14 protein-coding genes are annotated in these 12,470 nt (G+C 66.6%); 3 read left to right on the top strand and 11 right to left on the bottom strand.

Translation table 11 applies throughout. From position 1 onward, the window contains the following. Positions 1-14: 14 nt before the first annotated feature. From C5O79_RS14000 to C5O79_RS13990, 3 genes are all read right to left on the bottom strand, one after another. Positions 15-530 carry a hypothetical protein gene (locus tag C5O79_RS14000; RefSeq protein ID WP_122479066.1) on the bottom strand — a complete coding sequence of 172 codons (516 nt, stop codon included), beginning with the start codon at positions 528-530 and terminating at the stop codon, positions 15-17. 320 nt (positions 531-850) lie between these two features. After that, positions 851-1,741 (bottom strand): BON domain-containing protein, encoded by an 891-nt coding sequence (locus C5O79_RS13995; RefSeq protein ID WP_122478524.1) that lies wholly within the window; start codon positions 1,739-1,741, stop codon positions 851-853. A 187-nt stretch (positions 1,742-1,928) separates the two neighbouring features. Then, positions 1,929-2,297: a hypothetical protein gene (locus tag C5O79_RS13990; protein ID WP_046546435.1), complete on the bottom strand. Its 369-nt coding sequence runs from the start codon at positions 2,295-2,297 to the stop codon at positions 1,929-1,931. A gap of 285 nt (positions 2,298-2,582) precedes the next feature. On the opposite strand from C5O79_RS13990, the gene C5O79_RS13985 reads away from it, so the two are divergent. Further along, the gene (locus tag C5O79_RS13985) at positions 2,583-4,175 is read left to right on the top strand and encodes an ATP-binding protein (RefSeq protein ID WP_122478522.1); all 1,593 of its coding nucleotides are present in this window, start codon (positions 2,583-2,585) and stop codon (positions 4,173-4,175) included. A 9-nt stretch (positions 4,176-4,184) separates the two neighbouring features. Here C5O79_RS13985 and C5O79_RS13980 read toward each other — a convergent pair whose 3' ends face one another. The 4 genes from C5O79_RS13980 to C5O79_RS13960 all read right to left on the bottom strand — a co-directional run bounded on the left by C5O79_RS13980 (position 4,185) and on the right by C5O79_RS13960 (position 7,334). Then, on the bottom strand, positions 4,185-4,508 hold the full coding sequence (locus C5O79_RS13980) for a four-helix bundle copper-binding protein (protein ID WP_122478520.1): 324 nt from the start codon (positions 4,506-4,508) through the stop codon (positions 4,185-4,187). A gap of 29 nt (positions 4,509-4,537) precedes the next feature. After that, positions 4,538-5,743, bottom strand: coding sequence for a zinc-dependent alcohol dehydrogenase (locus C5O79_RS13975; protein ID WP_047852989.1), 1,206 nt, complete (start codon positions 5,741-5,743; stop codon positions 4,538-4,540). Positions 5,744-5,951: 208 nt separating this feature from the next. Continuing rightward, on the bottom strand, positions 5,952-6,344 hold the full coding sequence (locus C5O79_RS13965; RefSeq protein WP_226148372.1) for a RidA family protein: 393 nt from the start codon (positions 6,342-6,344) through the stop codon (positions 5,952-5,954). A 120-nt stretch (positions 6,345-6,464) separates the two neighbouring features. Further along, entirely contained in the window at positions 6,465-7,334 is an 870-nt protein-coding gene (locus C5O79_RS13960) for a LysR family transcriptional regulator (protein WP_046546432.1), read from the bottom strand. A gap of 138 nt (positions 7,335-7,472) precedes the next feature. Here C5O79_RS13960 and C5O79_RS13955 point away from each other — a divergent pair, with 138 nt between their 5' ends. Beyond that, entirely contained in the window at positions 7,473-8,207 is a 735-nt protein-coding gene (locus C5O79_RS13955) for an SDR family oxidoreductase (protein ID WP_122478518.1), read from the top strand. Positions 8,208-8,310: 103 nt separating this feature from the next. Next, on the top strand, positions 8,311-9,141 hold the full coding sequence (locus C5O79_RS13950; protein ID WP_046546430.1) for an oxidoreductase: 831 nt from the start codon (positions 8,311-8,313) through the stop codon (positions 9,139-9,141). A gap of 134 nt (positions 9,142-9,275) precedes the next feature. Here the strand turns inward: C5O79_RS13950 and C5O79_RS13945 are convergent, their stop codons facing one another. From C5O79_RS13945 to C5O79_RS13930, 4 genes are all read right to left on the bottom strand, one after another. Next, entirely contained in the window at positions 9,276-9,890 is a 615-nt protein-coding gene (locus tag C5O79_RS13945) for a hypothetical protein (protein ID WP_122478516.1), read from the bottom strand. 63 nt (positions 9,891-9,953) lie between these two features. Then, positions 9,954-10,745 carry a molybdopterin-dependent oxidoreductase gene (locus C5O79_RS13940; RefSeq protein WP_046546428.1) on the bottom strand — a complete coding sequence of 264 codons (792 nt, stop codon included), beginning with the start codon at positions 10,743-10,745 and terminating at the stop codon, positions 9,954-9,956. Between the two features lie 2 nt (positions 10,746-10,747). Continuing rightward, positions 10,748-11,341, bottom strand: coding sequence for a cytochrome b/b6 domain-containing protein (locus C5O79_RS13935; protein WP_236862398.1), 594 nt, complete (start codon positions 11,339-11,341; stop codon positions 10,748-10,750). Between the two features lie 374 nt (positions 11,342-11,715). Then, on the bottom strand, positions 11,716-12,261 hold the full coding sequence (locus C5O79_RS13930; protein ID WP_122478512.1) for a thioesterase family protein: 546 nt from the start codon (positions 12,259-12,261) through the stop codon (positions 11,716-11,718). Positions 12,262-12,470: the final 209 nt, after the last annotated feature.

Genomic DNA, 12,470 nt, shown 5'->3' with positions numbered 1-12,470 from the left:
CAGGGCGGCCGCGCTCAGATCGCCAGCGCGTCCGGCGTCGCCTGCGCGCGGCGCTTCGCGAGCGCACGCAGGCAATGCGCGATACAGCCCGCGAATGCCTCGTCGAACCACGGTTGCGCGCCCGACACGCCGACCACGATCCCGCCGAGCGCGACCCCGCCCCACAGGTTCGTGTCGCCCGCGCGCAGCCGGTACGGCTCCAGCGCCTGCACGACGTGGCCGTCTCGGCCCGTTTCCCACGACAGCCGCGCCTTCGCGCGCGCATAGGCACGATAGTCGGCGTCCCAGTCCTTCGGGTCGGGCAACGAGAACTCGTACAGGATCGCGTCGTCGAACGCCGCGTCGTGAGGCCCGAGCGCGGGATCCATGATCACGATGTGCAGGCAGCCGCTGTCGCCGACGAAGTCGCTCTGCAGCGCGGCCGACAGGCTCGGCAGGAGCAGTTCGACCGCGGCGACGGCGACGGCGCGGTCCACGAACGCGCTGCCGCCGCGGCGGCCGGTCAGCGCTTCGGATGTCGGGTTCGGCATGGGTTTCTCCAGAGGAAAGCGCACGTCGCGCAACGCCGCGATCAGGTCGGCCATTGCCGCGGGCTGGATCAGGCAAGCATGGAGGCCGGCCGCGACGGCACATGCGGTCGACTCGGCCTCCACCGCGTTCACGCGCCGCCGGTCACGCATCCGCCGGCGCGTGAACACGGCCGTGCATGACGCATCGATAGCGAACGTGACGAAGCCGCCGGCGTACTTGCCGATGACGATGACGAGCACCGCCCGCGCGGCGTATCGTCGGTCCCCATCGTCATACGCGCGGGAGGCGGTTCAGCGCGCACCGTTTCGTGCACGGCCGCTCAGTGGTGCGGTTTGCGCTCGCGGTCGTGACCGACGGTGCCCGGCTCGGGATCGAGCACGGCCGGCTGCGTCGGCGTTACGGTCCGCTGGTCGGGATGCAGCACCATGCCCGGCTCGTGCTCGCCCTCACGGCGAACCCGCACGCGGTTCTCGACGTCGCGCACGCACATGCAGCCGTCGGCCAGATCCTCGATGCCGTGCTTCATCCATCGCGCCGGCACCGTGCCGTCCAGTTCGACGCGGCCGTCCTGCACCTGCACCGTGACGTCGCTCACGTCGATGTCGAATGCATGCGCGAGCCGCTCGCAAACATCTTCGCGGATCCGTTCGTCCGATCGCGTATAGCCTTTCGGCCCGCGACGATTGCGCAGCGCGTCGCGTTCGGCATCGCTGCCGAACCGCGACGGGTCAGGGGCATCGCCGCCGTAGCGTGGATAGTCGCGCGAATCACCCCGGGCGCGGCCGCTGTCGTACCCGCCCATCCGGTGCTGCCCGCGAAATTCCGGGGGAACGCCGCGGTACTGGCTTTCCCCGTACGGGCTTTCCCGCCAGTCGCGGCCCTGCGCGCGGCGGTCGCGTTCGCCGTAGCCGGGTTCGGGCTCGCGCGCCGGCTCGCGCTGGAAGTCGCCCTGCCAGCCCGCATCGGCCCCGCCGCGCCGCTGGCCGACCGGCCGGGCCGCGCGTTCGGTCCATTCGCTGCCCCAGTCTTCCGGACCGACGTCCTCGCTCGCGAAGCGCCGGTACGCCGACTCGTCACCCGCTTCGGGCCATCGCGCCGGATCGTCGGGGATGCCGCGCTCGCCGGCGCCTCGGTATGCGCGTTCGTTGCGCTCCTGCCAGTCGGGCGGGCCACCGCGTTCGCCGTGCCGTCCGGGATATCGTCGTTGCATCGTGTCCCTCCTTGATCGCGCCTGCGCCGCGCACGGCCCCATGCCGTGTCACGGCGCGCGTCGGTCAGGTCGAATGCAAGTCGCGTGCCGATGTCGTGGCCGATGGATGACGAACGCACATCGCGACGTCGATCCGCTGCCGGACGCGAGATTCTGCAATGCGATTGCAGTTTTTGCGTGCCGGGCGTCACGGCGTGCCGTCATCGCCCGCTTCGTCCCGGTCATTCGATTCCGTCGTGCGACCGGGCTCGCTCAGGCGCTCGGTGCGGTCCGGCTTGATGTCCATGCCTTCGTCGAGCGTCGAATCGCCGTCCGCCGACGCGCGCTCACCGGTGCCCGCACGGTCCGTATCGCTGTCGAGCGATGCATCGCCGCGTTCGAGCGCGTGATCGTCGAGCGGCGAATCGACGTCGAACGGGTAACGCCGCGCGCCCGCCGTGTCGCTGCCGCTGTCGGACGAGTCGCTCGGCCCCAGTGCGCGGCCGTCGCGGCCGCGGCTGGCATTGTCGTCGTCCGGGCCGGACGGTTCGTTGTCGGGGTTCAGCGTGCTGTTCATGTCGTTCTCCTTGCGAGGCTCGCGGCCGCGTGCAGCCGGGCAGCCGCGGCACGGCTTGCGAACCGGAAGCGCGCGCAATCGGCATGCCGCACCGCGCACCGGCATCGCCGGAACCGATTGCGCGCGGCCCGCACGACGATCGGCACAGCCGATGCGCACCCATTGATCAGCCGAATTGAGTTCCCTTATGCTTTCGGGGTGCCAATCCGATTCGTACTGCCGCCGCCGGCCCGCTCGACGGCGGCTGGGTGGCGCTTGCCGGCCCATCTTCGCCAAGCTGCTCCGATGATGAAAGACGACATCGATCCTCGCTCGCTTCCCCCGCCGCTCGGGCAATCCGACGCGCGCGACCTGTTGCACCGCTTCGCCGAATTCCGGTTCCAGACGGTAGTCGAGTCGATCACCGACTACGCGGTGTTCATGCTCGATCCGCACGGCAACGTCGCGACCTGGAACGCCGGGGCCGCGCGCATCAAGGGCTATCGCGCCGCGGAGATCGTCGGCCACCACTTCTCGCGCTTCTATCCGCCCGACGCGATCGCGGCCGGCCGGCCGTCGCTCGGGCTCGCCGAAGCGGCCGCCAACGGCCACTTCGAGGACGAAGGCTGGCGCGTGCGCAAGGACGGCTCGCAATTCTGGGCGACCGTCACGATCGCGCCCGTGCACGATCACTCGAACCAGCTATGCGGCTTCATCAAGATCACCCGCGACATGACCGAGCGCAAGCGGCTCGAGGAGCTCGAAGCGTCGACGCACCGGCTCAGCGTGTTCATCGCGATGCTCGCGCACGAGCTGCGCAACCATCTCGCGCCCTTGCGCCATTCGGTCGGCGTACTGCAGAGCCTGGCCAACCCGGCACCCGCGCTCGCGCAGTGCCGCGACGCCGTGCATCGTCAGGTCACGCAACTGACGCGGCTCGTCGACGACCTGCTCGACGTCGGGCGCATCACCGCCGGCAAGCTCGAGCTGGACGATCGCCCCATCACCGTGCGCGACATCGTGTGCCGCGGCGTCGAAAGCATCCAGCCGAAGCTGGCCGCGCGCGGGCAGCACATCCACGTCGATCTGCCCTCCGATGCCGTGCCGCTGCACGGCGACGATGCGCGGCTCGTCCAGGTGCTGCACAACCTGCTCGACAATGCGTCGAAGTTCTCGCCGCTCGGCGGCCGCATCGACGTCGGCGCCCGGATCGAGGGGCCGGTCGTCGCGATCCGCGTGACCGATCGTGGCGTCGGCATCGCGCGCGACGCGCTCGAAACCATCTTCGACCTGTTCGAGCAGGAAAGCGGGGCGGGCCGGCGGCCGACCGACGGCTTCGGGCTGGGTCTCGCGATCTGCCGGACGTTCGTCGAGCTGCACGGCGGGCGCATCTCGGCAGAAAGCGACGGCCCCGGCCACGGTGCGACGTTTACGGTGCGGTTGCCGATCGACCGCGTGGCGCGCGCGACACGCGGCGATGTGCGCGGGCCTGTCAAGCCCGTGCGGGCGGGCACTACGCCGCTCCGTATCCTCATCGTCGACGACAATCGCGATTCGGCCGACACGCTCGCCGTGCTGCTGCAAGTGAAAGGACACGCGCCGCGCGTCGCCTACAACGCGCGCGACGCACTGGCGCTCGCCCGCGACTACGCCCCGCAGCTGATGATCCTCGACCTCACGATGCCCGACGTCGACGGCTTCACGCTGCTGCACGAACTGCGCGCGATCGACGCACTGCGCGATGCGACCTGCGTTGCGCTGTCGGGACACGCCAGCGCGGCGGACCTCGAGCGCACCGAACGCGCAGGCTTCGACGAGCACCTCGTGAAGCCCGTCGAAATAACCGTGCTCGACGCGCTGCTGCAGCGCGTCGCGCGCGGCGTTCGCGACACCCCGTGACCGCCGTGCTCAAGCCACCGCGCGACACATCGCCGCGCATGCTTCACACGCGAGCGCGCAACGGCGGCAATGATCGTGCGCATGCCGCAGGCATTCGGCCGCACACAGATCGCATGCGTGTGCGCACAGCGCGCAGACACCGGGTGTGAGCACGCTGCGGCGCGCCATCGCACCCGACGCGAAGCGGCACAGCTGCGCGCATTCGATGTCGAGCGCTATGCAGTCGGCCAGCGCCTGCGTGTCGCGTTCGGCGAGGCATGCGGCCGCACACGTATCGCATGCGTGTGCGCACGCGTCGCAAGCGGCCATGCAGTTGTCGTACAGATCGTTCATTGCAGTCCTCACTGTTTCGGTTGGCATCGTCATGGCGTCAGCTTCACCTTCATCCAGCCCGGCTCGCGCGTGTCGAACGCGCGATACGCATCGATCGCATTCGTCAGCGGCTCGCAGCGCGTGAGCACCGACAGCGGGTCGAATGCGCCGCTGCGCACGAGCTCGACGAGCGGCGGCGTCACCGTTCGGTGATTGCAGTTGCCCATCTTGATCGTCAGGTTGCGGTTCATCGCATCGCCGATCGGAAACACGCGCGACGCCGGCGGATACACGCCGATCACCGCGACCGTGCCGGCTTTCGCGACCGCGCGCACCGCCCATTGCAGCACCTGCGACGGCCCGTCGCCCGGCACCCAGTTGCGGCCGTCCGGCTTGCGGTGCGGCGCGATCGCATCGACTTCCGCATCGAATGCATGCGCCGCGTCGCGATCGGCCGCGGCCGGCCCGTGCGTCGCGCGCATCGCGTCGACGCCCACCGCGTCGATCACGCGATCGACGCCGATCCCGCCCGTCAGCCGCAGCACCGTCTCGACCGGATCGTCCTCCGCAAAATCGACGATCTCCGCGCCTTGCGCGCACGCCATCTCGAGACGCGACGCAACGCGGTCGACCGCGATCACGCGCCCGGCGCCCATCAGCTTCGCGCTCGCGATCGCGAATTGGCCGACCGGCCCCGCGCCGAACACGGCGACCGTATCGCCCGCGCGCACTTCCGCGAGTTGCGCGCCGAAATAGCCGGTCGGAAAGATGTCCGACATCAGGATCGCGCGATCGTCGTCGATGGCATCCGGCAGCCGGATCAGGCTCGCGTGCGCAAGCGGCGTGCGCGCGTATTCGGCCTGCAGCCCGTCGAACGCGCCGCTGTCGGCCGGGCCGCCGAAGAATGCGGTGCCCGCACGCGGGCCGCCCGGGTTCGCGACATCGCATTGCGCCGTGTAGCCCGCGCGGCAGTACGCGCAACTGCCGCATGCGATCGTCGATGGAATCAGCACACGATCGCCGCGCCGCAGGTTGCGCACGTCGCGCCCGACCGTCTCGACGATGCCGACGCCCTCATGGCCGAGGATCGTGCCCGGCTTCATCCCGCCGAGGGTGCCGCGCACCATGTGCAGGTCGGTGCCGCAGATCGCGCTGGCCGTCAGGCGCACGATCGCGTCGGTCGCGTCGGTGATTTCGGGATCGGGCACCGTGTCGATGCGAATGTCGCCGATACCGTGAAATACGACTGCTTTCATGTCAGGCCCTCCTTGTTCGAACGTTCTCGGAACTACCGAGAAAGCGATCGAGCAAGGAATGAGCCCTGATGCGCATCACCTGAATGCGCTCCGCTGTGCGGCTGCGCCCGGCCACCCCGACGAGCTCGGCCGGCACCGCTGTATCGGCTGGCGCCTGTCGCCGGCGCTGACGCCTTACCGCTGGGAATTCGCGGAAAACGGCCGCCGTTCAGCTGTTGGCAGACTGGCCCGTCGCAGCGTCATCTCGCTTCACTGCCACGCACTTGATCTCGACCAGCAAGCCGGGATGCGCGAGCTCGGTCACGCCTATCGAAGTCCACGCGCATGTGCCGCGTGGAAAGACCCGATTCTTCACCTCGCGAAATACGGGCATATGCGTGCCCATCTGCACGTGGTATGTCGTCATGTCGACAACATCTTCAAAAGTGCACCCAGCCGCTGCCAGAACCACGCGCAAATTTTCCCAGCACGCCAGGAATTGCGCTTCGGGATCGGCGATGACTTCGAGGTCAACGGTACGCCCGACCTGTCCGGCACAAAAAACAATGGACCCAGCCTTCACGGCCGGTACGTAACCGGCGCGCTCCACGATACGTTGCATCGTCGGCGGGATGATCAATTCACGGACGGTCATGTGTGTTACCCATTAAGGATTGAAGCGCTCATTCACCGCGGCCCGGATGATGACCGTATCTGGCCGGGAGCACCCACGAAATTCAATTCAGCGAGCGGCAATCGGTGATTCGGTCAGCATCGTATCGGCGATATCGAGCATCGCGCGCAAGCGATCCATATGCCGAAGGTCATGGTGGTAACCCACCCAAATGTCTCGGGAGGGAGGCGGTTCCGGCGTTTCGATGCGCTGCACTGCCGGTATCGCGTCGCCCAGCGGTCGCGGCAGCACCGCCACGCCCATGCCTGCCGCGCACATCCGGCCCTGAACGGCTCGGCTCGTGCTGGTGAACACGCGCCGCGACCGCGGGAACCTGTCGAGCAGCCAGGCGACGTCGGGGAAGTGGGACTGCGCCGTATTCATCACGATCAATCCCACCGAAGCAGGATCGCGCCGCAACGCACGCGCGGTTTCCGCCGTGCCGTAAAGACCGTACGGAACGCGCATCATGCGGCGCTGGACAATGTCCGGTTCGGTGAAAGGAACGATCCGGAAGGCCAGGTCGGCCTCGCGACGCGACAGGCTCAGCAATCGGTAGCTCGCGATCACTTCCGGCACCACGGCCGGATGACGGCGCACCAGTTCCGCCAGAACGGGCGCGAGAACGTAGCCGGCGAACCACTCCGCGCACGATATCCGCAAGATGCCTTCGAGGCGATCGTGATTACCGGCCAGACGCCGCTCCATGGCCAGCGCGGCGTTTTCCATGGCTTCTGCGAGGCTCAGCACGGTGTCGCCTGCGTCGGTGAGCACCAGCCCATCCGCGGTCCTGCGGAACAGCGCCTGCCCGGATTCATCCTCCAGCGCCTTGATCCGGCGGCCGATCGTCGGATGGCTCACGCCCAGGCTTCGGGCTGCCGCACCGAAAGATCCGCCCCGCTTGACCGCCAGAAAGACCCGGACATCACTCCATTCCATGCGATGACACCTCGTTCAAAAATGTACATTGAATATACAAGAACGGCCATTCACAAACAATTGTGTGGGCCTCACGATGGTGGCCTTCATCTACCGAACCGCCCCGCTCGGGGCCAACCTCTGCGGGAGTGTGAAGACATGGACAAGTTGAAGGGCAAGGTCGCGATCGTGACGGGAGCATCGAAAGGCATCGCGCGCCAGCTTGCGGCCGACGGCGCACAGGTCGTCGTCAACTACGCATCCAGCGCGACCGGTGCCGAAAGGGTCGTCGGGGACATTCAGGCCGCCGGCGGGAAGGCATTGGCGGTGCGGGCCGACGTGACGAACAAGGCGGAGGTCGAGGCACTCGTCAACGCGGCCATCGACCGTTTCGGGCGGTTGGACATCGTGGTGAACAACTCCGGCGTCTACCAGTTCGCCAGGATCGAGGAGACGACCGAGGCGCGCTACCGCGAGCAATTCGACATCAACGTGCTCGGCCCGCTGCTGGTCGCCGGCGCCGCCGCGCCGCATCTCGGCAACGGCAGCAGCATCGTCAACATCGGCTCCAACGTCACGCGTGTCCTTCCGGCCGAGAGTGCCATCTATAGCGGCACGAAAGGCGCAATCGACGCCATCACCGGGGTGCTCGCGCGGGAACTCGGCCCGCGCGGCATCCGGGTCAATGCCGTGAACCCCGGCTTGGTGGAAACCGAAGGCACCCATGCCGCCGGAGTCATCGGCTCGGACTTCGAGACCTGGAACGCGGACCAGACACCGCTCGGCCGCATCGGCCAGGTGCGGGACATCGCGCCGATCGTTTCGTTTCTCGCGTCGGACGACTCGGGATGGATGACGGGCGAAATCATTCTCGCGTCGGGCGGCATGCGCTGACGCGCCATGCTCGCGGGTACGCGCGCCGATCCCGCATCGGCGCGCATGTTGACGTGCCCCGTCGAGCGTATCGAAACGCGGAATCAAGCGAAAGGAGAAATGCATGAACAAGACCTGGTTGATCACCGGCTGCTCCGGCGGCTTCGGCCTGCATCTCGCACGCGCGGCGGCTGAGCGCGGCGACCACGTGGTGGCAACGGCGCGTGCGCCGGAAACGCTGCGCGATCTGGCACGGCGTTATCCGGACACGCTGCGTGTTGCAGCGCTGGACGTGACGAAGCCGGAGACGATACACGCGGCCATTGCGTTGACGACCGAAACGTTCGGCAGGTTGGACGTGCTGGTCAACAACGCCGGGCATGGATTCATGGGCGCAATCGAAGAAGGCACGCCGGACGAATACCGGCCGTTATTCGACGTGAACGTCTTCGGGCTCATCGAGACGACGCGTGCGGCGTTGCCGCTGATGCGGCGCACCGGAGGCGGCAGGATCGTGAACCTGTCGTCCGGTGCCGGTATCGCCGGCTCGGGGGGCCGCGGCTATTACAACGCGACGAAGTTTGCCGTCGAAGGCCTGTCTGAGGCCCTCGCGCAGGAAGTCGAACCGATGGGCATTCGCGTGGTCATCGTGGAGCCCGGTCCGTTTCGAACCGAATTCCTGGGGCGCTCGATCGCGGTCGCCAAGCAGCAAATCGGCGACTATTCGGCAACCGCCGGCTCCGCGCGCAACTACCGCGACAGCAACGACGGACATCAGGCGGGCGATCCCGCCAAAGCCGCCGCGGTGATCATCCAGGCGATCGACTCGGACGATCCACCGTTGCACCTGCCGATCGGACCGAGTGCCCACGCCATTGCGGAGCGCAAGCTGAAGGCGTTCCGCCAGGACATCGACGCATGGCGCGCGCGCTCCATCGCGACCGACTTCGATTGACGGTCACGGGCCGACGCAACGTTCGGCCCGAACGAAAATGAATCGCGGACACGCCGCCGGTCGTTGAACATCGGTTTGTCGACCACCGTCCGGTGGCACGCCGGCGAACGACAAGTCGCCCGCCGGCGGCCGGTTTACATCGGAGGCACTACCCCGTCCTTCTCGACCACGATCTGGCGTCCGTCGTATCCCCCGGCCTTGCCCGGCGTAGCCACGACGAAAATCTTCTTGCCCGCCGACAAATCGGCGCGCGTCGCCTGAATGAGCGTCACGACCGGCGCGTCGGGCGGCACGTTGATCGTGTTGCTGCCGCCCTTGTACGAAAGCTTGAGATCGCGCCCGCTCGTGCCTTGAACGATGGTATCCACGTTCGCGTTCGTCATCGAACTGTTCGCGGCGAGATCCCAGGCGTAGTGGCCTTCACCCATGCCGCGCGCGGCTTCGGGGAATACGAGCACTTCCTTCGCGATCAACTTGCCGTTCTCGCCCGGCGTGGCCGCTGCGCCGACATAGGAACCCGGTTTGATATCGGAAAGCTGAATCGCTTCCACCGCGTTCACGTTGGTCGACGCCGCGACATTGATGAGCACGGTATCGCCGCTGCGACGATGGACTTTCAGGCTGTCTCCGGAAAACGAGACGATGTCCCCACGAATGCGCTCGGGCTTGCCCGCGGCGGATTGCGCGAACGCGGTGCCGGCCAGCATGGCCGCGACGACGGAGGCGGCGAGTTTGAGTCGAATGGACATGAATGCTCCTTTGATGAGGTTGCGATCGAGAACGTGACCGGCGAGGTGTCCAGGGCCAAGGGCTCAGGAGCCGCCAAACCAGTTGTATCCCTGGTTTTCCCAATAACCGCCCGGGAATGCATTGGTCACCGTGATGGCGACGATGTGTTTGGGATTCTTGTATCCGAGCTTGGTCGGCATGCGCAACTTCATCGGGAAGCCGTATTTCGCCGGCAAGACGCGACCGTCATAGGTGAGCGTCAGCAGCGTTTGCGGATGGAGCGCGGTCGGCATGTCGATGCTCGTCCAGTAGTTGTCGGCGCAATGCAGCGCGACGTACTTCGCGGTGGTGTCGGCGCCGGCGCGCAACAGGAAATCGGAAAATCGCACGCCGCCCCACTTCCCGATCGCGCTCCACCCTTCGATGCAGATATGCCGCGTAACCTGGCTTTCCTGCGGCAGCGCATGGAGCTCGTCGAGCGTCCACGTACGCTTGCCCTTGACCAGCCCGCCGAGCTGGAGCCGATATTTCTCCGCATCCACGTCCGGCACCTGGTCGATGTCGTAGTACGCGTTGAATGGAAAGGGCCGCGCGATCATCGACTCCGGATACGTCGGCGCAAGCTTGCGCGGATCGAAGAGCGACGCCTGCACGTCGTCGTTGAACGACGACACGCGGCGCAGCATCGTGTTGACCGATTGGTCGTCGGTCAGGTCGCAGCCGGAAAGCAGCATCAGGCCGCCGAGCGTGAGGATCCGCTTGCCGAACAGGCGGCGTTGCGTCGACTGGAGTGCGTTGCGCGCATCCTTGACGATCGCATGCGAATCGAGCTGCGAGACACGGTCGGCCCGCGAGGAACGTTTGGGTTCACTCATGATCAGCGCCCTCGAATCATCGTGAGCAATGCGCGCGGAACGAGCGCGACCATCACGACGTGAACGGCAAGGAAACCGACGAGCACGCTCATCGCGACGAAATGAACGATGCGCGCGTTGTCGAATCCGCCCATCAATGTCCTCAGGACCGCAAACTGCACCGGTTTCCAGATGGCGAGCCCCGACAGAACGAGCAGCACGATATCGGCGAGCGCGCCGAGATACGCGAACTTCTGCACGGCGTTGTACTGCGCGGGATCATCGTGGACCAGCTTGCCGCGCAGCGCGGAGGCGAGGTCGGAAAGGAGCGCACGCATGCCGGGCGGCAACAGCTTCCTGCGCAGCCGCCCTGTTGCCATGCCGAGCACGAGATAGGCGAACAGGGTGCCGACCAGGATCCACATCGCCGCGAAGTGCCAGAGGAGCGCACCACCCAGCCAGCCTCCAAGCGTGATGGAAGGCGGAAACGTGACCGCCCTGAAAATCGGCGACGCGTTGTAGACCTGCCAGCCGCTCAGGCACAAGGCGATGACTGCGGCGGCATTGAGCCAGTGGAGAAGGCGGACCCAGAGCGGACGAATCGTCGAACGTTTCAAAGCGAACTTCCTCGTAACCTTGCGGATGGTGCACGCGTAATGCCGTGGTGACATGGGCGTGACGAGAAGGATCGCAATTGCCGCGACGCAGCGGTATCGGTCGAACGACCGACCCCGGTCGGACTCCTGTCGAGCCGATGGTCAGGCGGCGGGCCGGAACGATGGCGGTAGTCCGCGACGCGACGCGACGCGTCAGCGCGGGCCGGCCAGTCGAAGGTCCGCTTCGACGTCGACCACGTCCCGCCGCTCGCGCGCGTTGAAGGTGGCGGATTCATCCCGCCACATGCCGTCACCGCGCCGGAAAACTTCCGGCGCCGACGAAGACCATGGCGACCGCTGACAGCATGTGCGTGAGCGGCTGCCATCGCGGTGCGTCAAGTCTGCGGAACAGATTCCGCATGTACCGCCATCCCACCCTCGGCTCGGCTCCATTGCACGACCCATTCGGGCAGCTCGGGCGATGGCTGCGTCACGCCGATCCACGCCAGCAGTTCGTCGGTCGGCACGGTACCTCCGCCGCGGTTCAGGAACCGGGTTCGCACGACACCGATCGCGACCTGCGTCCCGCCACGGTTGAACCCCTGCTCCAGGAACACATGTTTTTCGTCCCAACCGATCACACGCGTCGTGACGTCGTAGCGCTCCCACAGATGCAGCGATCGATGAAATCGTATCGTCTCGAGCGTGACGACGGGATACCACCTTTGCGCATTGACGCGTTGCCAGACGTGCGAGCGCAGCAGCAGATCGACCCGCCCCAGATCCAGAATGCCAAAGTAGCGGCCATTGGTCATGTGGCGCAGCACATCAAGGTCGTTGGGCCACACGCGGAACGGCGTGACACACGTGTCGAGAATGTGCAGTCGCTGACGACGCAGGCTCAGCAGGAACGTAAGACACAAACGTAGCAGTAGATTCATGAATCGCGGGTTTTGACGGTGCCGTCGCAGAGCGCGCGCGTCACGGCATCCATACCGGACGGGAAGCAGCTTGCGTTAGCAAACCGAAATTAATCCTTCCATGCGGCCAGAACGCAAGGCGGAAATTCGCACATATGCACGCTGCGGCCGTCTGCGACGTCCGTGTTACCGGGCAACATTTGCCCACTGAACGCCTCCTCGATAGTCGG

It is taken from the genome of Burkholderia sp. SRS-25, from assembly GCF_004343765.1.
GTDB lineage: Bacteria > Pseudomonadota > Gammaproteobacteria > Burkholderiales > Burkholderiaceae > Burkholderia > Burkholderia contaminans.
The sequence above is the reverse complement of the archived record's forward strand: the minus strand, read 5'-3'. Positions and strand labels throughout refer to the sequence as shown.

Excerpts from the sequence above, each read along its gene's own strand:
- C5O79_RS14000 (WP_122479066.1), bottom strand. The coding sequence starts at position 530 with ATGCCGAACCCGACATCCGAAGCGCTGACCGGCCGCCGCGGCGGCAGC.
- C5O79_RS13995 (WP_122478524.1), bottom strand. The coding sequence starts at position 1,741 with ATGCAACGACGATATCCCGGACGGCACGGCGAACGCGGTGGCCCGCCC.
- C5O79_RS13990 (WP_046546435.1), bottom strand. The coding sequence starts at position 2,297 with ATGAACAGCACGCTGAACCCCGACAACGAACCGTCCGGCCCGGACGAC.
- C5O79_RS13985 (WP_122478522.1), top strand. The coding sequence starts at position 2,583 with ATGATGAAAGACGACATCGATCCTCGCTCGCTTCCCCCGCCGCTCGGG.
- C5O79_RS13980 (WP_122478520.1), bottom strand. The coding sequence starts at position 4,508 with ATGAACGATCTGTACGACAACTGCATGGCCGCTTGCGACGCGTGCGCA.
- C5O79_RS13975 (WP_047852989.1), bottom strand. The coding sequence starts at position 5,743 with ATGAAAGCAGTCGTATTTCACGGTATCGGCGACATTCGCATCGACACG.
- C5O79_RS13965 (WP_226148372.1), bottom strand. The coding sequence starts at position 6,344 with ATGCAACGTATCGTGGAGCGCGCCGGTTACGTACCGGCCGTGAAGGCT.
- C5O79_RS13960 (WP_046546432.1), bottom strand. The coding sequence starts at position 7,334 with ATGGAATGGAGTGATGTCCGGGTCTTTCTGGCGGTCAAGCGGGGCGGA.
- C5O79_RS13955 (WP_122478518.1), top strand. The coding sequence starts at position 7,473 with ATGGACAAGTTGAAGGGCAAGGTCGCGATCGTGACGGGAGCATCGAAA.
- C5O79_RS13950 (WP_046546430.1), top strand. The coding sequence starts at position 8,311 with ATGAACAAGACCTGGTTGATCACCGGCTGCTCCGGCGGCTTCGGCCTG.
- C5O79_RS13945 (WP_122478516.1), bottom strand. The coding sequence starts at position 9,890 with ATGTCCATTCGACTCAAACTCGCCGCCTCCGTCGTCGCGGCCATGCTG.
- C5O79_RS13940 (WP_046546428.1), bottom strand. The coding sequence starts at position 10,745 with ATGAGTGAACCCAAACGTTCCTCGCGGGCCGACCGTGTCTCGCAGCTC.
- C5O79_RS13930 (WP_122478512.1), bottom strand. The coding sequence starts at position 12,261 with ATGAATCTACTGCTACGTTTGTGTCTTACGTTCCTGCTGAGCCTGCGT.